The 18,736-nt window shown below is 73.1% G+C and carries 17 protein-coding genes; 8 read left to right on the top strand and 9 right to left on the bottom strand.

The window, feature by feature from the left end; translation table 11 throughout:
- Positions 1-42 precede the first annotated feature (42 nt).
- Genes V3C34_RS06400 through dapE form a run of 4 tightly spaced genes read right to left on the bottom strand, consistent with a single transcriptional unit; the run spans position 43 to position 3,499 of the window.
- Positions 43-1,359 carry a hypothetical protein gene (locus tag V3C34_RS06400; protein ID WP_338538588.1) on the bottom strand — a complete coding sequence of 439 codons (1,317 nt, stop codon included), beginning with the start codon at positions 1,357-1,359 and terminating at the stop codon, positions 43-45.
- Positions 1,337-1,627: a DivIVA domain-containing protein gene (locus V3C34_RS06395; protein WP_068325737.1), complete on the bottom strand. Its 291-nt coding sequence runs from the start codon at positions 1,625-1,627 to the stop codon at positions 1,337-1,339. The genes V3C34_RS06400 and V3C34_RS06395 overlap by 23 nt, the downstream gene beginning before the upstream one ends.
- A 2-nt stretch (positions 1,628-1,629) precedes the next feature.
- Positions 1,630-2,412, bottom strand: a complete 783-nt coding sequence (locus V3C34_RS06390; protein ID WP_346008338.1) for a TIGR00730 family Rossman fold protein — start codon at positions 2,410-2,412, stop codon at positions 1,630-1,632.
- A gap of 10 nt (positions 2,413-2,422) precedes the next feature.
- On the bottom strand, positions 2,423-3,499 hold the full coding sequence (gene dapE / locus V3C34_RS06385) for a succinyl-diaminopimelate desuccinylase (protein ID WP_346008337.1): 1,077 nt from the start codon (positions 3,497-3,499) through the stop codon (positions 2,423-2,425).
- Positions 3,500-3,757: 258 nt separating this feature from the next.
- Here dapE and V3C34_RS06380 point away from each other — a divergent pair, with 258 nt between their 5' ends.
- The 3 genes from V3C34_RS06380 to V3C34_RS06370 are packed head-to-tail and all read left to right on the top strand — an operon-like array spanning position 3,758 to position 6,215.
- A complete protein-coding gene (locus V3C34_RS06380) occupies positions 3,758-4,384 on the top strand; it encodes a helix-turn-helix transcriptional regulator (protein ID WP_346008336.1) in 627 nt (208 codons plus the stop codon).
- Positions 4,385-4,404: 20 nt separating this feature from the next.
- Positions 4,405-5,337, top strand: coding sequence for a 2,3,4,5-tetrahydropyridine-2,6-dicarboxylate N-succinyltransferase (dapD, locus tag V3C34_RS06375; RefSeq protein ID WP_346008335.1), 933 nt, complete (start codon positions 4,405-4,407; stop codon positions 5,335-5,337).
- 2 nt (positions 5,338-5,339) lie between these two features.
- Positions 5,340-6,215 carry a hypothetical protein gene (locus tag V3C34_RS06370; protein WP_346008334.1) on the top strand — a complete coding sequence of 292 codons (876 nt, stop codon included), beginning with the start codon at positions 5,340-5,342 and terminating at the stop codon, positions 6,213-6,215.
- 67 nt (positions 6,216-6,282) lie between these two features.
- On the opposite strand, the gene V3C34_RS06365 is transcribed toward V3C34_RS06370, so the two are convergent.
- The 3 genes from V3C34_RS06365 to fdxA all read right to left on the bottom strand — a co-directional run bounded on the left by V3C34_RS06365 (position 6,283) and on the right by fdxA (position 9,175).
- Positions 6,283-7,566: a citrate synthase gene (locus tag V3C34_RS06365; RefSeq protein WP_068325750.1), complete on the bottom strand. Its 1,284-nt coding sequence runs from the start codon at positions 7,564-7,566 to the stop codon at positions 6,283-6,285.
- 111 nt (positions 7,567-7,677) lie between these two features.
- Positions 7,678-8,832, bottom strand: coding sequence for a succinyldiaminopimelate transaminase (gene dapC / locus V3C34_RS06360; protein ID WP_346008333.1), 1,155 nt, complete (start codon positions 8,830-8,832; stop codon positions 7,678-7,680).
- Between the two features lie 16 nt (positions 8,833-8,848).
- Positions 8,849-9,175, bottom strand: a complete 327-nt coding sequence (gene fdxA, locus V3C34_RS06355; RefSeq protein ID WP_068262057.1) for a ferredoxin — start codon at positions 9,173-9,175, stop codon at positions 8,849-8,851.
- Positions 9,176-9,197: 22 nt separating this feature from the next.
- Here fdxA and V3C34_RS06350 point away from each other — a divergent pair, with 22 nt between their 5' ends.
- Positions 9,198-10,199 (top strand): GNAT family N-acetyltransferase, encoded by a 1,002-nt coding sequence (locus V3C34_RS06350; RefSeq protein ID WP_346008332.1) that lies wholly within the window; start codon positions 9,198-9,200, stop codon positions 10,197-10,199.
- Here the strand turns inward: V3C34_RS06350 and V3C34_RS06345 are convergent.
- Positions 10,181-10,744 (bottom strand): hypothetical protein, encoded by a 564-nt coding sequence (locus V3C34_RS06345; protein WP_346008331.1) that lies wholly within the window; start codon positions 10,742-10,744, stop codon positions 10,181-10,183. The two genes, V3C34_RS06350 and V3C34_RS06345, sit on opposite strands and share 19 nt — an antisense overlap.
- 61 nt (positions 10,745-10,805) lie before the next feature.
- On the opposite strand from V3C34_RS06345, the gene V3C34_RS06340 reads away from it, so the two are divergent.
- Genes V3C34_RS06340 through V3C34_RS06325 form a run of 4 tightly spaced genes read left to right on the top strand, consistent with a single transcriptional unit; the run spans position 10,806 to position 16,967 of the window.
- Entirely contained in the window at positions 10,806-13,382 is a 2,577-nt protein-coding gene (locus tag V3C34_RS06340) for an AMP-binding protein (protein ID WP_346008330.1), read from the top strand.
- A gap of 21 nt (positions 13,383-13,403) precedes the next feature.
- Positions 13,404-14,423, top strand: a complete 1,020-nt coding sequence (locus tag V3C34_RS06335) for an iron ABC transporter substrate-binding protein (RefSeq protein ID WP_068423234.1) — start codon at positions 13,404-13,406, stop codon at positions 14,421-14,423.
- Positions 14,424-14,433: 10 nt separating this feature from the next.
- On the top strand, positions 14,434-15,936 hold the full coding sequence (locus tag V3C34_RS06330) for an ABC transporter permease (RefSeq protein WP_245634727.1): 1,503 nt from the start codon (positions 14,434-14,436) through the stop codon (positions 15,934-15,936).
- Positions 15,933-16,967, top strand: coding sequence for an ABC transporter ATP-binding protein (locus V3C34_RS06325; RefSeq protein WP_068325783.1), 1,035 nt, complete (start codon positions 15,933-15,935; stop codon positions 16,965-16,967). Before V3C34_RS06330 ends, V3C34_RS06325 begins: the two co-directional genes overlap by 4 nt.
- A 19-nt stretch (positions 16,968-16,986) precedes the next feature.
- On the opposite strand, the gene V3C34_RS06320 is transcribed toward V3C34_RS06325, so the two are convergent.
- Positions 16,987-18,735: a VanW family protein gene (locus V3C34_RS06320; protein WP_346008329.1), complete on the bottom strand. Its 1,749-nt coding sequence runs from the start codon at positions 18,733-18,735 to the stop codon at positions 16,987-16,989.
- Position 18,736 lies beyond the last annotated feature (1 nt).

The raw sequence follows: 18,736 nt of genomic DNA, 5'->3' as shown, positions 1-18,736 counted from the left end.
TCCTAATCAGGTCCCTTGCAGCACACCGCGGCCCGCCACGGGTCACGGCGGGGTGACGTGCCACGGCACGTACGGCAGCAGACCGCTGGACCAGGCGAGGACACCGGCCGCGAGCACCACGACGACCAGCGCGGCCCGGCGGCGCCAGTGCCGCACGACCCGGCCGCCGGACGAGGTGCGCACGACCACCGAGGCGAGCAGGGCGGCGAGGGGGAAGTCCAGCAGGAGGAAGCGCCACATGCTCGTGATCGGCCGCACGACCGCGAAGAGGTAGAGCGGGTAGACGAGCGCCCACATCCGCACCTCGATCGGGATCCACGCGCCGTGGCGACCGACGACGAGCGCGAGGTACGTCCCGACGAGCGCGACCATGACGATCACCGCGAGGAGCCCACGCTGCTCCCAGGCCCAGCTGAACCAGAGGACGAAGGGGCCCTGGTCCGGGCGCTGCCCCCACGCGGCCTGCACCTGGAAGAAGGCGTCCGGCAGCCCCGACAGGTACCCGACCGTGAGCGGCCAGGCGACGCCGGAGATCCCGGTCGCCAGCACCATGACCGCGATCCGGGTGCGGTCGTGGGCGAAGGGGGCCGAGCCGCTCTCCCGGTCCTCGCGCCAGCGCAGCCACAGGTGGGCGAGGACCGCGAGCCCGAGCGGCGCGGCGACGCCGCGGGTGAAGCCGAGCAGCAGGGCGATGGCGGCCACGGTGAGGTAGCGGCCGCGCATGAGCATGAGGAGGGCGCCGGCGATGAGCGCGGCCGCGAGGGCCTCGGTGTACGGCAGGAGCATGACGCCCGTGGCCGGGTAGAAGCACCAGAGGGCGGTCGCGACGAAGGCGAGCCGTTCGCGGGCCGGCTGGCTCGCGGCGTGCCCGGGGAAGCTCAGGACCTTCCACACCAGCACCGTCGCGGCGGCGCCGAGAGCGAGGTTGAGCACGACGGCCGACGCGGTGAAGCCCAGTCCCGTGAGCATGACCAGGCGCACGAGCGCCGGGAAGAGCGGGAAGAAGGCCCAGGCGCTGTAGGTGATCGAGCCCGTCTCCGGGTCGGCCGGCAGCGGGATCGGGTAGCCGTCGGTGACGATCCGTCGGTACCACTCGGTGTCCCACAGGCGGAACATGTCGGCCAGGCCCGGGTCGAGGTGGCCGACGCCGGCGGGCGACTGGTAGTAGCTCGCCGCGACCCAGATGCCGAGCAGCGCGACGGCCCGGCTCAGGGCGTAGATGACGAGCAGCGAGCGGACCGGGTGGGCCAGGGCGACCCGGGCCAGCTCGGAGCGGCCCGCGGAGGTGCGCCACCGGGCGGGGCGGGGGGCGCCCCCTTCGCCCGTGGTGGCGGGGTCAGTCGCGGGGCGGGTCGTCATGACGGCGCTGGACGTCCTCGAGCTCGGCGAGGCGCTGCTGGAGCCGGTCCAGGACGTCGTCCACCTGGTCCATCCGGTAACCCCGCAGTGCCGTGTCGAAACGGACGAGGTCGATGTCGGGCGCGGAGACCGGGTCCGACGGCAGACCGTGGTGCGGGGTCGAGCGGACCGGCTCGGCCATCGGGTCCGGGGTGAAGCGACCCGTGACGACGGCCGCGAGGGCGACGACGACGAGGAGCGCGACGAGGATGAAGAAGATCCAGACCACGGCTACTCCGGCTGCTTCGCCGGCTCGGGACGTACCCGGGCGGACTCGCGCACGAGGTACTCGACGGCCTCGGCGAGGTCGTCGGTCACGTGGAGGCGGTCGATGTCCTCGGCGCTGATCATGCCCCCGTCGAGGACGGAGCCGCGCAGCCAGTCGATGAGCCCGCCCCAGTACCCGCTGCCGACGAGGATGATCGGAAAGCTCGTCACCTTGCCCGTCTGCGCGAGCGTCACGGCCTCGAAGACCTCGTCGAGGGTGCCGAAGCCGCCCGGGAGCACGACGAAGCCCTCGCTGTACTTGACGAACATCGTCTTGCGGGCGAAGAAGTAGCGGAAGTTGATGCCGAGGTCGCAGTAGGGGTTCAGACCGGCCTCGAAGGGCAGCTCGATGCCCAGGCCCACGCTCGTGCCGCCCGCCTCGCGGGCCCCCCGGTTGGCGGCCTCCATGGCGCCGGGACCGCCACCGGTGATGACGGCGTAGCCGGCCTCGGCCACGAGGCGACCGAGCTCGACGCCCCGGGCGTACTCCTCGGAGCCCGGCGCAGTGCGGGCGCTGCCGAAGATGCTCACGGCCGGCCCGAGCTCGGCGAGCGCGCCGAAACCCTCGACGAACTCGGCCTGGATGCGCATGACGCGCCAGGGGTCGGTGTGCAGCCAGTCGGCATGACCGCGGTCGTCCAGCAGCCTCTGGTCGGTCGTCGACTTGGGCACCTGACGGCCGCGCATGACCACGGGCCCCTTGTGGTACCACCGGTCGCTGGCGGGCTGCTTCCCCTGATCCGTCACGGTCGCGACCCTACGCGAGCCAGCGGAGCACGGCCGCCTCCGCCGTCGTGATCTGCTCGACCGGGCAGCGCTCCTCGTCGTGGTGCGCGAGGTTGGGGTCGCCCGGCCCGAAGTTGACCGCCGGGATGCCGAGCGCGCTGAACCGCGCGACGTCGGTCCAGCCCTCCTTGGGCCCGACGGGCACCTCGAGCGCGGCGACGAAGGCCTGCGCGGCCGGCAGGTCGAGGCCGGGACGCGCGCCCTCCGCGACGTCGCGCAGGTGCAGCTCGCGCCCGGGCAGGACGGTCTGCACGTAGGCGAGCGCGGCCTCGGCGTCCTTGTCGGGCGAGAAGCGGTAGTTGACCAGGACGCTGCACGAGTCCGGGATGACGTTGCCGGCGATGCCACCGGAGATCCCGACCGCCTGCAGGGCCTCGTGGTAGTCGAGGCCGTCGACGCTCACGGTCTGCTCCTCGTGCGCGGCGAGCGCGGCGAGGACCTCGTGGGCGTCGTGGATCGCGTTGTGGCCGTTCCACGGGCGGGCCGAGTGCGCGGCGATCCCCTTGGTGACGACCTCGACCCGCATGGTTCCCTTGCACCCTCCCTCGACCATGGCGTTGGTCGGCTCGAGGAGGACGGCGAAGTCGGCGGAGAGCAGCTGCGGGTCGGACTCCGCGAGCAGCTGCAGGCCGTTGTACACCGCGTCGACCTCCTCGGCCTCGTAGAAGAGGAAGGTGACGTCGCGGCTCGGCTCCTCGACGAGGGCGGCCTTGAGCTGGACGGCGACGCCGCCCTTCATGTCCACGGTCCCGCGGCCCCAGAGGACGTCGACACCGCCGACGCTCTCGCGCCGGGTCGGCAGGTTCGCCGGGTCGCTCGTCAGCGGCACGGTGTCGATGTGACCGGCGAGCACGACCCGCTCGTCACGGCCGAGCTCGGTGCGTGCGATGACGGTGTTGCCCCGGCGGATCACCTCGAGATGACGAAGGGGGGCCAGCGCCGTCTCGATCGCGTCGGCGATCGCGGCCTCGTCGTGGCTGACGGACTCGATGTCGCACAGCTGCTGGGTGAGGGTGACGACGTCGGCGGTGAGGTCCAGGCTCGGCATGGTCGCCAGCCTAGGCACCCGGGGGCCGACTCCGTCCCTTCGGTCCTGACTCGTCCTGTGAATCACGTGGCGCCCACACCACGGCGTCCGGGCGACCCAGCTCCGGGGCCGATCAGCGATCCAGAGCACGAGTCAGGGGTGAAGTGCCGGGAGAACCTCGATACCAGTGGCCGTCCACAGGGCCGGCCCCGGCGATGTGCTGCCCACAGGTCCACGACGGCGATGTCCGGCGCTCGGCATCGGACCCACGATGGGGCCATGGACGAAGAGCGCATCGACGACCCTCTGATCATCGATGACTCCGGCGACCAGGTCATCTGCCCCGTGCCGTGCGCGACCTGCGACGAGCTCGGCCCGGGCGGGTGCGAGGACTGCCTTGACTGCCTCCTGTGGCCAGAGCTGCCTCCACCTCGAGATCGGTCCTACCCAGACCTGCCCGGCCGCACGTCGCCCCTGCGCACGCAGGCCCTGCAGGCCCGACGGTCCGCACTCGACATCGGGGCCCGGATCGGTCTCGTCAGCCGACGGCACCGGCGGCTGCAGCGCCTGAGCCAGCGCGCGCTGGCCGACGACCTGGGCTGGAGCCAGCCGAGCCTCAACCGAGCGGAGCGACACGGCGCCAGTCTGAGCGTGCACAAGATCGAGTGCCTGCTGCGGCACGCCGGGTTCCGTCTGGCGATCGTGCGGGTCGGCACCGGCACCGAGCCGGGGCCCGGCGAGGACCCCGACGAGACGTGGGGCACCGTGGAGCTCTTGGCCCGCGACGCCCAGGGCCGGCGGCTCCCTCCCCACGGCGAGGTCACCTGGAACCGCGAGAGCGACCGCAGGCTGGTCTTCGGCGACGGGCGTGAGGAGGCCGAGTGGACCTGGCGGCGGCCGCGGTGAGGGTTTCGTAGTATTCGGCCATGACGACGACGCGCGCAGCCTGGGGCCACGGAGTGGCCACCGTGACGACCGACGGCACCATCCTCGACACGTGGTACCCCGAGCCGGTCCTCGGGGAGGCACCGGAGGCGACGCAGGTCCCGCCAGAGCTGCTCGCCCTCGTCGGCGAGGACGAGGCCCGCGGTGTGCGCACCGAGGTCGTCACCGTCGCCATCGACCTCGACGCCGCCCCCGAGGGTGCGTCCGACGCCTACCTGCGCCTGCACCTGCTCTCGCACCGGCTCGTCGCGCCCAACACGATCAACCTCGACGGTCTCTTCGGCCAGCTGAGCAACGTCGTGTGGACCAACCACGGCCCGTGCGCGGTCGAGGGCTTCGAGTCCACCCGAGCCCGGCTGCGGACGCGGGGCCCGGTCCAGGTGAGCAGCATCGACAAGTTCCCCCGGCTCACCGACTACGTCACCCCCTCGGGCGTGCGCATCGGCGACGCCGACCGGGTCCGCCTCGGCGCGCACCTCGCGTCCGGCACGACCGTCATGCACGAGGGCTTCGTCAACTTCAACGCCGGCACGCTCGGCACCTCGATGGTCGAGGGGCGGATCAGCCAGGGCGTCGTCGTCGGCGACGGCTCCGACATCGGTGGCGGCGCCTCGACGATGGGCACCCTCTCCGGCGGCGGCACCCAGCGCGTCTCGATCGGCGAGCGCTGCCTCGTCGGCGCCGAGGCCGGCGTGGGCATCGCCCTCGGCGACGACTGCGTCGTCGAGGCCGGCCTGTACGTCACCGCGGGTACCAAGGTCACGCTGCCCGACGGCTCGGTCGTCAAGGCCGCCGAGCTCTCCGGCCGCGACGGCCTGCTCTTCGTGCGCAACTCGGTCACCGGCACCGTCGAGGCACGTGACCGCACGGGCCACGGCATCGCGCTCAACGACGCGCTGCACGCCAACGACTGACGATGCCCCGGACCGCGCACCCGCCGTTGGACGAGGACCGCGCCACCCGGTGGCCGGTCGTCGTCGCGGCCGTGTGCGTCCTCGCCCTGCTCGGCGGGGTCGGCGCCTGGTACGCCCGGGACCGGATCGGCCTCTTCCTCGGTGAGCAGTGCCGGGCGACCGCGCTCGAGCAGAGCGTGAGCTTCGCGCCGGACCAGATGCACCACGCGAGCACGATCGTGCTGCTCGGCGTCAAGCGCGGCCTGCCCGCGCGCGCCGGCACGATCGGCGTCGCGACCGCGATCCAGGAGAGCAAGCTGCGCAACCTCTCCTACGGCGACCGTGACTCGGTCGGCCTCTTCCAGCAGCGGCCGAGCCAGGGCTGGGGCACACCGGAGCAGCTGCAGGACCCGGTGTACGCCACCAACGCCTTCTACGACGCGCTCGTCAAGGTCGACGGCTGGGAGGGCATGGTCATCACCGAGATCGCCCAGGAGGTCCAGCGCAGCGGGTACCCGCACGCCTACGCGGACCACGAGCACGAGGGCCGCACCATCGCCTCGGCGATGAGCGGCCACTCCCCCGAGGGCTTCGTCTGCCGCCTCGACGGACCGACGGCCGCGGGGCGTCCCGACACCTTCATCCGGGCCCTGTCCGAGGAGACCGGCCAGAGCGGCACCGCCGACGGCCGGACGGTCACGATCGCCGCGACCGACGAGCGCCATGCCTGGGCGGTCGGCGCCTGGTCGGTCGGTCAGGCCAAGGCCCGCAACGTCGTGAGCGTGCAGGTCGGTGCCCGCACGTGGACCCGAGGTGCCGGCGAGGACGCCATGGGGTGGTCGGACGCCGACGAGCCCGTCCCCGCCGGGCGGGTCGTCGTCCGCCTCCACGAGGGCTGAGCGGGTCCGCACGCGCGTCGGCCCCCTTCGCCCGAGGACGAAGGGGGCCGACGGCCGTCGACACAGGTCAGCGCTTGTCGATGCCGAGGTAGTCGCGCTCGGTGGGGCCGGTGTAGATCTGGCGCGGACGGCCGATCTTGGTGTCCTTGTCCTCGATCATCTCGCGCCACTGGGCGATCCAGCCCGGGAGGCGGCCGATGGCGAAGAGGACGGTGAACATCTTCGGCTGGAAGCCCATGGCCGTGTAGATCAGGCCGGTGTAGAAGTCCACGTTCGGGTAGAGCTTGCGCTCGACGAAGTAGTCGTCCGCGAGGGCGATCTCCTCGAGCTTCATGGCGATCTCGAGCTGCTCGTTGCCGCCCATCTTCTCGAGGATGGTGTGCGCGGTGTCCTTGACGATGGCCGCGCGCGGGTCGTAGCTCTTGTAGACCCGGTGGCCGAAGCCCATGAGGCGGACGCCGTCCTCCTTGTTCTTCACCTTCTTCATGAAGTCCTCGGCGCCGTGGTCGGCCGCCTGGATCTGCTGGAGCATCTCGAGGACGGCTTGGTTGGCGCCACCGTGCAGCGGCCCGGAGAGGGCGTGGATGCCGGCGGAGACGGAGTTGAAGAGGTTGGCGTGGGCCGAGCCGACGAGGCGCACGGTCGAGGTCGAGCAGTTCTGCTCGTGGTCGGCGTGCAGGATGAACAGCTGGTCGAGCGCGCGCACGAGCTCGGGGTCGAGCTCGTAGGGCTCTGCCGGGAAGCCGAAGGTCATCCGCAGGAAGTTCTCGGTGAGGCTCAGCGAGTTGTCCGGGTACAGGAAGGGCTGCCCGACGCTCTTCTTGTGCGCGTACGCGGCGATCGTCGGCAGCTTCGCGAGGAGGCGGATCGTGGAGATCTCGACCTGCTCGGGGTCGAAGGGGTCGAGGCTGTCCTGGTAGAAGGTGCCCAGCGCGGAGACCGCGGAGGACAGGACCGGCATCGGGTGCGCGTCGCGCGGGAAGCCGTTGAAGAAGGCCTTGAGGTCCTCGTGGAGCATCGTGTGGCGCGAGATGCGCTCCTCGAAGGCACCCAGCTGGTCGGCCGTCGGCAGCTCGCCGTAGATCAGCAGGTAGGCGACCTCGACGAAGGTGGAGGACGCGGCGAGCTGGTCGATCGGGTACCCGCGGTAGCGCAGGATGCCGGCGTCGCCGTCGATGTAGGTGATGTCGCTCTTGCAGGAGGCGGTGTTGACGAACCCCACGTCGAGGGTGACGTTGCCGGTCTCCTTGAGCAGGCTGGAGATGTTGTAGCCGTCGTTGCCCTCGGAGGCCTCGACGAGCGGGAACGTCAGGTCCTTGCCCGCGGCGGAGAAGGTGGCATCAGCGGTCATGAGGTATCTGCCCTTCGGTCGTGCCGTGCCGCGGAGGCGATGGCCCCGGGCATGCGGTTTCACGTCCGAAACTACCCCAGCGACGGCACGCGCCACCACGCGGGTGCGGGGTCAGGCGGAGAGCCGCGCCGCGGCGGCGGCGATGCGCTCGTCGCTCGCGGAGAGGGCCACGCGCACGTGCTCGGCGCCGGCGGCGCCGTAGAAGTCGCCGGGGGCGACGAGGATCCCGCGCGCCGCGAGCCGGTCGACGGTCGTGCGGCTCGGCTCCCCAGCGGTCGCCCAGAGGTAGAGGCCGGCCTGGGAGTCGTCGATGCGCAGGCCGGCGGCCTCCAGCGCCGGCCGCAGGACCGCGCGCCGGGCCCGGTAGCGCTCCCGCTGCTGCGCCACGTGCTCGTCGTCGCGGACCGCGGCGAGCAGGGCCCGCTGCACGGGCCAGGGCACGATCATGCCGGCGTGCTTGCGCACCTCGGTGAGCTGGCGCACCAGCATCGGGTCGCCGGCGACGAAGGCCGCCCGGTAGCCCGCGAGGTTGGACTGCTTGGAGGTCGAGTACACGGTGAGCAGCCCCTCGTGGGAGCCGCCCGTGACGCGCGGGTCGAGCAGGCTGGGCGTCGTCGGCAGCTGCGCGTAGGACTGCCCGCGCTCGGCCTCGGAGCGCCAGTCGAGCTCGGCGTAGCACTCGTCGGAGCCGACGACGACCCCGCGCTCGCGGGCCCACGCGACGACCTTGGCCAGGTGCTCGACGCCGAGGACCTTGCCGGTCGGGTTGCTCGGGGAGTTGAGCCACAGCAGCCGGGGCGCGGTGGCCGGCGTCGTGGGCCCGAAGGCTGTCGTGGCGTCCGCGGCGAAGGGGGTCGCCCCTGCGATCCGCGCGCCCACGTCGTACGTGGGGTAGGCGACGCGGGGGAAGCCGACGACGTCCCCCTGCCCCAGCCCGAGGAGGGTCGGCAGCCACGCGACGAGCTCCTTGGAGCCGACCGTCGGCAGCACCCCGTCCGGGTCGACGTCCGGTGCGCCCCGGCGTCGCTCGAACCAGGCCGCGATGCCCTCACGCAGGTCGGGCGTGCCCCAGGTCTGGGGGTAGCCGGGGGCGTCGGCGGCGTCGCGCAGGGCCTGCTGGACGACCTGCGGCGTGGGGTCGACGGGCGTGCCCACCGACAGGTCGACGATGCCCTCGCCCTGCGCGGGGTCGTCGGAGGAAAAGGCTCTCGCCCGCTCCTTGGCAGGAGCGAGCGAGTCCCAGGGGAAGTCGGGCAGGGACTTCACGAGTCCTCACGCTGCGTCATTCGGAGTGCTCCTGCGGAGGCAGCGCCGCGACGATCGGGTGGTCCTTGTCGATCATGCCCATCTTGGCCGCGCCACCCGGGCTGCCGAGGTCGTCGAAGAACTCGACGTTGGCCTTGTAGAAGTCGGCCCACTCCTCGGGGGTGTCGTCCTCGTAGTAGATGGCCTCGACGGGGCACACCGGCTCGCAGGCGCCGCAGTCGACGCACTCGTCGGGGTGGATGTAGAGACTGCGCTTGCCCTCGTAGATGCAGTCGACGGGGCACTCCTCGATGCAGGCCTTGTCCTTGAGGTCCACACACGGCTGCGCGATCACGTACGTCATGCCCGACATACTATGTCGCCCCATGAGCGATCTCATGGTGGGTCTCACCACAGGGACGCGCGTCGCGGTCCGCACCCGGATCGACCCCGTCCCCGAGCACGGCCCCACGCTCACGGACACCGTCGGCGAGCTCCTCTCGCTCGACGACGACCGGGTGCTCATCGCCACCCGCCGCGGGGAGGTGACGCTCCGGCGCGAGCTCGTCGTCGCCGCCCGGGCCATCCCGCCCAGGCCCGGGCGCCGCGGCGCCCCGCACCGCGCCGTCACCATCGAGGACCTCCACCTCGTCATGACCAAGGGCCAGCCGGGGCTCGAGGAGTCGTGGCTCGGGACGAAGGGCGTCGGCTGGCTCCTGCGCGCCGGCGCCGGCTGGACGGGCCGCTCCAACTCGACCCTGCCCGCGGGCGACCCCGGCCTGCCGCTGCCGCGGGCCGTCGACGCCGTCGAGGACTGGTACCGCGAGCGGGACCTCACGCCGCTCGTCATGCTGCCCCGGCCGACGGGCCTGGCGACGAGGGAGGACCCGCTCGGCGCGCTGCTCCTCGAGCGCGGCTGGCTCGAGGGCCACCGGACCGACGTCCTGACCGGCCGGACGCAGACCCTGGTGGGCGTCGAGCCCGCACCCGCCGGGCTCACGCTCAGCACGAGCGACCACCCGGACGCGGACTGGTTCGCCGGCGGGTCACCCCGCCTGCGCGACCACCTCGACGCGGCGCGCGCGGTCCTCGCGCGGCCGCCACGACAGGTCTTCCTCACCGCGCGCGACGCCGACGGACCGGCCGGGGTCGTGCGGGTCTCGCTCGACGACGGCTGGGCGGGTCTCCACGGACTGCACGTCCCCCCTTCGCGCCGCGGTCGCGGCATCGGCCGCTGGCTCACGGTCGCCGCCGCCCGGGCGGCCCTCGACGCCGGCGCGAGCCTGACCTACCTCCAGGTCGAGCCGGGCAACGAGCCCGCCCAGCACCTCTACCGCGGCCTCGGCCTGACGACGCACCACGAGTACGTCTACCTCGCCCGGCGCTGAGCGAGCGCCGACTCCTCCGGCCCGTGCGCGCGCACGTCCACCGCGTCGCCGGCGACTGCCTCGCCACCGACCGCGAGCGCTGCGTGGTAGCCGGGCAGGGGCGGCTGCAGGCCGACCACCCGGACGCCGGCCGGGGAGCGTGCGCCCGTGGCCTTGAAGGTCGCCTCCTGCACGACCCACGCGGCGATGTCCCCTCCGCGGGAGCCGGACTCGACGTCGACGCCCACCGGCACGGGCGCGGTGGCGACGAGGACGAGCGGCCCGGCGTGCGCGACGCTCACGTGCACCCCGTCGACGATCGGCCGGCCGTGCGGCCCGCCGCAGTCGGTGCAGGTGCGGTCGACGACCACGGCGCGCGGGTCGGTCCCGGCCGCCGCCCCCACCGCGACCCGCAGCAGCCAGGCCCCGACGACGAAGCGCCCCAGGTCCGCGGGCCGGGCGATGCCGGCGGCCCGGGACGCCTCGAGCGGGTCGAGGAGCGGCAAGAGGTCCAGGTCCATCGCCCGCAGGTCCGACCACCAGGTGTCCACGACGTGGGTGTGCATGTGAGGTCCTGCCGTCGACGGTTGTACGCTCGCCCTGAGTACTAAGGATAGGCACACCAACATGACCCTCACAGCGACGCTCACCGAGACGGCCGCCCCGGCTCCCGAGCGCGTCCGGGGCCGGTCGGCGGCTCCCTTCGTCCACCCCGGATCGACCCGTCCGGCGCTGCTCGACGGCGACCGGGTGCTGACGCACGGCGACCTCGCCGCGCGCGTCCAGGCGCTCGCCGACCGGCTGCCCGACGTCGCCACCGGCCGGCGCCTCGTCCACCTCCACCCGACCCGCGACGTCCCGGGCGTCGTCGCCCACCTGGCGGTGCTCGCGGCCGGCCACGTCGCGCTCGTCACCGGGCCGGGCGGGGAGTCGGTGACCGAGCGGTTCGCCCCGGACGTGCGGCTCGTCGGCGAGTACGTCGAGGCCCTCTCGACCGAGCCCCAGCACCTGCTGCACCCCGACCTCGCGCTGCTGCTGTCGACGTCCGGCAGCACCGGCAGCCCCAAGCTCGTGCGCCTCTCGCACGACAACCTCACGAGCAACGCGGCCGCGATCGCCGAGGGCCTTGGCCTGCGGGCGGACGACCGCGCGATCACCTCGCTCCCCCTGCACTACTGCTACGGCCTGTCGGTCCTGCACAGCACGCTGCTCGCCGGCGGCAGCCTCGTCGTCACCGAGCGCTCCGTGACGGACGACGAGTTCTGGCGGCTGCAGGCCGAGCACGGCGTCAGCGTCCTCGCGGGGGTGCCGCACACCTTCGACCTCGTCGACGCGCGCCTGCGCGCCGGGACGCCCGGGCTGCGTCTCGTCACCCAGGCCGGCGGTGCGCTGGGCGCCGAGCGGGTGCGCGAGCTCGCGACGCTCGGCCGCCGGCAGGGCTGGGAGCTCGCGGTCATGTACGGCCAGACCGAGGCGACCGCGCGCATGGCGATCCAGCGCGGCGCCGAGGTCCTCGAGCACCCGGACGCCGTCGGGCGGGCGATCGCCGGGTCGGACTTCCGTCTCGACCGCGACGTCCCGGGCGGCGGACCGGACGTCGGCGAGCTCGTCTTCACCGGGCCCGGCGTCATGCTCGGCTATGCCGAGCACCCCGACGAGCTCGCCCTCGGCCGCATGGTCGCGGAGCTGCGCACCGGCGACCTCGGCCGGCTCGACGGCGGTCGCGTGCGGGTCGTCGGCCGCCGCGACGAGATCGCCAAGGTCCTCGGGCTGCGCATCGACCTCGGACGGGTCGCCGCCGCCCTCACCGACGCCGGCCACGAGGTGGTCGTCACCGCCGACGCCCGCCACCTGCTCGTCACCCTGGTCACGGACGAAGGGGGCACCCCGGACCTCGTCCGCTCCGTCCGCGAGACCGCGGTCCGGGCCGCCGGCCTGGCCCCCGGGGCCGTCGTCGTCGACACAGTGAGCGACCTGCCCCGCCTCCCCAACGGCAAGACCGACCGGGCCGCCTGCCGCGAGCGCGCGCTTGCGGCGACGGGAGGCGAGGCCGTGCCGACGGGTGACCTCCTCGCCGCCACCGTGGCCGTGGTCGCGAGCGCCCTGCGGCGCGACGAGGTCGACCCGGACCGCTCCTTCGCCGACCTCGGCGGCGACTCCTACAGCCTCGTGCAGACGTCGGTGGCGCTCGAGCGGGTCCTCGGCCCCCTCCCCGACGGCTGGCACCGGGTCCCCCTTCGTGCTCTCGCGGCGCAGGCGCGCACCCCCGGCGACATCGTGCGCTGGGCGGAGACCCCGGTCGTGCTGCGCGCGGTCGCCGCCCTCGCGATCTGCGCCAGCCACCTCGGGATCGTCGCCGTCCCCGGCGGCGCGCACACGCTCCTCGCGCTCGCCGGCTGGTCGCTCACCCGGTTCACCCTCGACGACCCCCGACCCGCCGAGCGGCGCCGCCGCGGGCTGCGCTCGATCGCCACCTTCGCGGTGCCGTCGATGGCCGTCGCGCTCTTCGGGCTGGCCACCGCCTCCGGCTACGGCTGGGAGAACGTGCTGCTCGTCAACTGGCTCGTCGGCGAGGTCGAGTGGGGTGCGCGGATCAACCTGTGGTTCATCGAGGCCCTGCTCGCCTGCACCGTCCTCGCGCTCGCGCTCGTCGCCGTGCCCGGGCTCGGCCGCCTCCACGTGCGCCACCCGTGGGCGTGGAGCATGGCCCTCGCGGCGATCGCCCTGGTCCCCCGATGGATCCTCGTCCCGGAGTCGACCGGCGCGACGCGCGGCCTGCCCGGGTCCGTCCTGTGGCTCTTCGCCCTCGGCATGGCCCTCGGCGCGGCCCGCACCCACCGCCAGCGGCTGGCGACCCTGGCGCTCACCGCGGTCGGGATGTGGGACTTCTTCGTCGAGCCCAGCCGCGGCCTCACGGTGCTCGTCGCGATCGTCGTCCTCGCCCTCGTCCCGCGCGTCCCGCTGCCGCGACCGCTCGTGCTGCCCCTCGGGCTCGTCGCCGCCGCGTCGCTGCACATCTACCTGGTCCAGTGGCAGGTCTTCCGGGTCGTCGACGACCCGTGGGCCGCCCTCATCGCCTCCCTCGCGCTGGGAGTCGCCCTGTGGTGGCTCCTGCAGCGCCCGACCCTCGCCCTGGCCGACCTGGCCACCCGGCACCGACGTCCCACCCCCGCCCCGACCGGCCCCCGGGCCGGGACCGCCTGATCGATCGGAGACCCCTCGATGATGACCCGACGCACCCTCATGGTGAGCGCCCTCGGCGCGTCCGTCCTCGCCCTCGCCGCCTGCGGCGGCGCGGACGGCCCGGCGACCGACCCGGACGCGCTGCAGATCTACTCCAGCCAGCACGACAACCTCACCAAGGCGTGGGCGGACGGCTTCACGCAGAAGACCGGCATCAAGACCCAGGTCCGCCCCGGCAAGGACTCCTCGATGGGCCACCAGATCGTGCGAGAGGGCGCGAAGTCCCCCGCCGACGTCTTCCTCACCGAGAACAGCCCCGCGATGACCCTCGTGGAGGACAGCAAGCTGCTCGCCCCGATCGACGCCAAGACCCTGGAGCAGGTCCCGGAGAACCGGCGCCCCTCGAGCGGCGACTGGACCAGTGTCGCCGCCCGCTCCACGGTCCTCGTCTACAACCCGGACAAGGTCTCGGAGAAGGACCTGCCGGCCTCCCTCATGGACCTGCAGGACCCGAGGTACAAGGACCAGTGGGGCGCGGGCGCCACCGGCGCCGACTTCCAGGCCATCGTCGCGGGGATGCTCGCCGACCAGGGCGAGGACAAGACGAAGAGCTGGCTCGAGGGCATGAAGACCAATGCCCGGATCTACGAGAACAACATCGCGACGATGAAGGCGGTCAACGCCGGCGAGGTCCCGATGGGCGTCATCTACCACTACTACTGGTACCGCGACCAGGCCGAGACCAAGGAGGGCACGGCCAACACCAAGCTGCACTACTTCAAGCACGAGGACCCGGGCGCCTTCGTCAGCCTGTCCGCGGCCGGCGTGCTCAAGGGCGCCAAGCACCCCGACGAGGCGCAGCAGTTCGTCGACTACATTCTCTCGGACGAGGGCCAGCAGGTTCTCGAGACGAGCGGGTCCAAGGAGTACGCCGTCGCCGAGGGCGCCGACTCCGACCCCGACCTGCCCACGCTTGAGTCGCTCCAGGCACCCGCCGTCGACCCCTTCGACCTCGACTCCGAAAAGGTGACCCAGCTGATGACCGATGCCGGCCTCCTCTAGGCACCCGATGATGGCCGCGGCGATCATCGTCGCGGCCATCACCCTGCTCCCGATCGCCGTCGTCGCCGTCGACGGTCTCGGGAGCTCGCCCGCGGGCGCCATCGACTACCTGCTGCGGCCCCGCACGGCCGAGCTGCTCAGCAACACCCTCCTGCTCGTCCTGGTCACCGTCCCCGCGTGCATCCTCATCGGGGTCGGGGCCGCATGGCTCGTCGAGCGGACCGACCTCCCCTTCGCCGGGGTGTGGCGGGTCCTGCTCGGCGCCCCGCTCGCCGTGCCTGCCTTCGTCGCCGCGTACGCCTGGGTCTCCTTCCGCCCGGGGCTCGACGGGCTCGCGGGGGCCGCCCTGGTGACGACCGCCGCGTACTTCCCCTTCGTCTACCTGCCCGTCGCCGCGATCCTGCGCGACCTCGACGCCGCGCCCGAGGAGGACGCCCGCGCGCTCGGCGCGAGCCCGCTGGCCGCCTGGCGACGCACCGTCCTGCCGCGGCTGCGCCCGGCCATCAGCGGTGGCGGCCTCCTCGTCGGGCTGCACCTCCTCGCGGAGTTCGGCGTGCTCGAGATGATGCGCTACCCGACCTTCACCACCGCGATCCTCGTCCAGTACCAGGTGAGCTTCAGCAGCAACCAGGGCAGCCTGCTCGCGCTCGTCCTCGCCCTGCTGTGCGTCACCGTGCTCACCCTCGAGCACCTCGTGCGCGGCTCCGCCCGCACCTCGCGCGTCGGGCGCGGGGTGCACCGTCGCGGCACCCAGGTGCGCCTCGGACGCTGGGCGCCGCTGGCCTGCGTCGTCCTCGCCGGGCTCGTCCTGGTCGCCCTCGTCGTGCCGGTCACTCTCGTCGGCAGGTGGCTGCTCGCCCACCTCGCGGCACCCGCCGACGACCTCGGCATCCGGCCCTCGCTCCTGCTCACCACCGGCTCGACGATCTCCCTCGCGCTCGCCGCCGCGGTGCTCACGACGGTCATGGCCCTGCCCGGCGCGTGGCTGCTGAGCCGCCGCCGCTCCGGCTGGACACTCGTCCTCGAGCGGGTCACCTACGTCGCCAGCTCCCTCCCGGGCGTCGTCATCGCCCTGGCCCTGATCACCGTGTCGGTGAGCTACGTGCCGGGGATCTACCAGAGCCCGCTGCTCCTCGTCCTCGGCTACACGATCCTGTTCATCCCGCGCGCGATGGTCTCGCTGCGCGCGGGCCTGGCCGCCGCGCCGCCGGAGCTCGGCGAGGCCGCCCGCTCGCTCGGCTGCAGCCCCGCGGCGGCCTTCCGCCGCGTCGTGCTGCCACTCATCCTGCCGTCCGTCCTCACCGGCGCCGCGCTCGTCGCCATCGCGACCGCCACCGAGCTCACCGCGACGCTGCTGCTGTCACCCACCGGCACCTCGACCCTCGCCACCGCCTTCTGGGCCGCGAGCGACGAGTTCGACTACGCCGGGGCGGCCCCCTTCGCAGCGATGATGATCCTGCTGTCCGCCCCCCTGACCATCCTGATGCTCCGACAGAGTGGGATCGAAGAATGAGCACCGTCGACATCGCCGGCATCACCGTCGGGTACGGCTCCGAGCCGATCCTGCACGGGGTCGACCTCACCGTGCCGACCGGCACGACCACCGCCGTCCTCGGCGCCTCCGGCGGCGGCAAGACGACGCTGCTGCGCGTCATCGCCGGCTTCCTCACCCCGGACGCGGGCACCGTGCGCATCGGCGACCGGGTCGTCCACGGCCAGGGTCGCTCGGTGCCGCCCGAGCGCCGCGGCATCGGCTACGTGCGCCAGGACGGCGGGCTCTTCCCACACCTCGACGTCGCCGGCAACATCACCTTCGGCATGGACCGACCGGCCCGGCGACGCGGCGACCGCGTCGAGGAGCTGCTCGAGCTCGTCGGACTGCCCGCGAGCACCGCGACCCGTCGCCCCGACCAGCTCTCCGGTGGCCAGCAGCAGCGCGTGGCGCTCGCCCGGGCCCTGGCCCTGTCCCCGGCCGTCGTCCTGCTCGACGAGCCCTTCTCCTCGCTCGACACGGCACTGCGCGCCAGCACGCGCGAGGCGGTGGCCACCGCGCTCGCCGAGACCTCGGCGACCACGATCCTCGTGACGCACGACCAGCAGGAGGCGCTGTCCTTCGCCGACCGGGTCGCGATCATGCGCGACGGACGGTTCAGCCAGATCGGGACACCTCGGGAGGTGTACGAGGCGCCCGTCGACGCCCGTGAGGCCGGCTTCCTCGGCGACGTCATGCGCCTGCCGGGCCACCCGGGCACCGGTGGTGTCACGTGCGCCCTCGGCGTCGTCACCGCGCGGGGCGAGGTCCCGGCTGCTCCCGAGGTCGACGTCGTCGTGCGGCCCGAGGACCTCACGCTCACCGACTCCCCGCGCTGCCCGCACGGCACCGTCCAGGACATCGGCTACCACGGGGCCCACGCTCTCGTGCGGGTCGCGCTGGCCGACGGCACGCTCGTCAGCGTGCGCGTGCCCGGCCGACGCGCCCCCGAGCCGGGCGAGCAGGTCCCGGTGAGCGTCGACGGCCCGGTGCTCGTCTACGCGCGGGACTGACGCGGGCGAGCCGCGGGCGTCAGGACCTGGTGCAGGTCACGTCGTCCTGCGGGATGTAGGTCGTGGTGAAGGTCGAGGTCTTGACCGTCCTGCCGCCCTCGACGAAGCTGCGCTTGATGTCGACGGTGAACCCCGGCGCCGGCGACTGGGGCACGCAGCCCTTGCTGTCGTCGGTGATCTTCTTCGGTGGGGTGATGTTGCGACGGGCGCTCTTGTCGGCCGTGACCTCGTCGTAGGGCTTGCGTCCGTGGAAGGTCACCGTCACCTCGTCCCCGTTGACCTGCGCCGTGATGAGGATGCCCGCGCCCGTGTCGTTGGTGAAGCGGTTGTCGACGTCCGGCCAGGAGATCGTCGCCTCGCGACCCTCGGGGTAGCGCGAGATGTAGAAGGAGTGCGGGTGGAACTCCTCGATCCGCGCGCCCGAGAAGAAGACCGCGTTGAAGAGCGTCGTGGACAGCTGCGAGATGCCGCCGCCGTAGTCGTTGGTCAGCCGCCCGGCGTTGATGACGCCCGCCTTCTGGTAGCCCCTGCCGGGCGTGCGCTCACCGAGCCGCTGATTCATCGAGAAGGTCTCGCCGGGTGCGACGTAGGCGCCGTTGAGCCGGCGGGCGGCGATCTTGATGTTGCTGGTGCGCACGGGGTTGTCGGGCAGGTACGTGGTGAAGGTGGAGATCTGCTCCTTCGGGAGCGTCTTCTTGGCCTCGGCGGTCGTGAGCTCGGGCTCGGACTCCTGCGAGTCGACCGTGACCGCGCGCTGGTCGCCGGACTTCGTCATCGCCCCGGCGACCTTCGCACCCAGGCCGTCCTCGCGCAGGGCCAGGCCGGTGCGCGAGGGGGTGACCGCGAACTGCGAGCCGCCGCGGTGCACGACTCCCGCGTCGACGGCCTCGCGGAAGTGCCCGGAGGCCGAGCCGGCGGCGAGCGTGCTCTCGGCGACCTTCTTCTCGTCCACGCTCGCGGAGAGCGTGCCGTCGGTGTCCTTGATCGAGACCGCGGCGGCGAGCGACTCGGCCGGGACGCCGAAGGAGATGTCCTTGTCGGCGCCCTTGCCCTGCGGGTCGGTCGTGCGCACGGTCACCGGGCCGGAGACGAGCGGGGCGAGGTCGTCCTCGGCGAACCGGTCGATCTCGTCCTGGGAGAGCTCAGGCGCCGGCGCGCTCGTCGGCGCCTCGTGGGTGCGGGTCCGCGGCCAGCCGTCGGCGATCGCCTGCACGAGCTCCTCGCGCCGGACGGTCAGACCGGGCCTGGAAGCGGTCTTGACGATCTTCGTGCCCTGGAGGCGCACCCTGCCCTCGACCGGCTTCTTGTCCAGGGCCTTGGTCTTGTCCTCGACGGCCGCGGAGAGCGCGTCCTCGTCGACCTCGACCTCGACCTCACGCTCGATGCCGCCGCGCACGTGGGCGAGCAGGTCGGCAGGGTTGAGGCTGAACCCGGTGAGCCCGGCGACGGACCCCTCGTAGTCGTAGGACAGGCCCGAGTCCGCGGGCGCGAGCTCGACCTCGGTCCCCGCGACGTCGACCACGACCGGCTCGGCCTCCTCGTCGGCCAGCTCGGCCTCGAGGGTCTGCTGCGCCTCGCTCGGGGTCCGGCCGCCGATGGCGACCCCGCCGACGCGGGTGTCGGCCGGAACCTTGTCGCCGAGGTACAGCGCCGCCGCCGCGTACAGCGCGGCGATGACGACGAGCACGAAGGCGCCGGCGAGCAGCCCACGGCCCCGCCCGGGACGGTCGAGCACGTCCTCGTCCGTCCAGTTCGCGTCCTGCGTCATG

The organism is Janibacter terrae, from assembly GCF_039636765.1.
Classification (GTDB): domain Bacteria; phylum Actinomycetota; class Actinomycetes; order Actinomycetales; family Dermatophilaceae; genus Janibacter; species Janibacter terrae.
This window is presented reverse-complemented; position numbering and strand designations above follow the sequence as displayed.

Excerpts from the sequence above, each read along its gene's own strand:
- fdxA (WP_068262057.1), bottom strand. The coding sequence starts at position 9,175 with ATGACGTACGTGATCGCGCAGCCGTGTGTGGACCTCAAGGACAAGGCC.
- V3C34_RS06335 (WP_068423234.1), top strand. The coding sequence starts at position 13,404 with ATGACCCGACGCACCCTCATGGTGAGCGCCCTCGGCGCGTCCGTCCTC.
- V3C34_RS06325 (WP_068325783.1), top strand. The coding sequence starts at position 15,933 with ATGAGCACCGTCGACATCGCCGGCATCACCGTCGGGTACGGCTCCGAG.
- V3C34_RS06370 (WP_346008334.1), top strand. The coding sequence starts at position 5,340 with ATGCCCCGGACCGCGCACCCGCCGTTGGACGAGGACCGCGCCACCCGG.
- dapE (WP_346008337.1), bottom strand. The coding sequence starts at position 3,499 with ATGCCGAGCCTGGACCTCACCGCCGACGTCGTCACCCTCACCCAGCAG.
- dapD (WP_346008335.1), top strand. The coding sequence starts at position 4,405 with ATGACGACGACGCGCGCAGCCTGGGGCCACGGAGTGGCCACCGTGACG.
- V3C34_RS06365 (WP_068325750.1), bottom strand. The coding sequence starts at position 7,566 with ATGACCGCTGATGCCACCTTCTCCGCCGCGGGCAAGGACCTGACGTTC.
- V3C34_RS06320 (WP_346008329.1), bottom strand. The coding sequence starts at position 18,735 with ATGACGCAGGACGCGAACTGGACGGACGAGGACGTGCTCGACCGTCCC.
- V3C34_RS06330 (WP_245634727.1), top strand. The coding sequence starts at position 14,434 with ATGGCCGCGGCGATCATCGTCGCGGCCATCACCCTGCTCCCGATCGCC.
- V3C34_RS06345 (WP_346008331.1), bottom strand. The coding sequence starts at position 10,744 with ATGCACACCCACGTCGTGGACACCTGGTGGTCGGACCTGCGGGCGATG.
- V3C34_RS06350 (WP_346008332.1), top strand. The coding sequence starts at position 9,198 with ATGAGCGATCTCATGGTGGGTCTCACCACAGGGACGCGCGTCGCGGTC.
- V3C34_RS06400 (WP_338538588.1), bottom strand. The coding sequence starts at position 1,359 with ATGACGACCCGCCCCGCGACTGACCCCGCCACCACGGGCGAAGGGGGC.
- V3C34_RS06340 (WP_346008330.1), top strand. The coding sequence starts at position 10,806 with ATGACCCTCACAGCGACGCTCACCGAGACGGCCGCCCCGGCTCCCGAG.
- V3C34_RS06380 (WP_346008336.1), top strand. The coding sequence starts at position 3,758 with ATGGACGAAGAGCGCATCGACGACCCTCTGATCATCGATGACTCCGGC.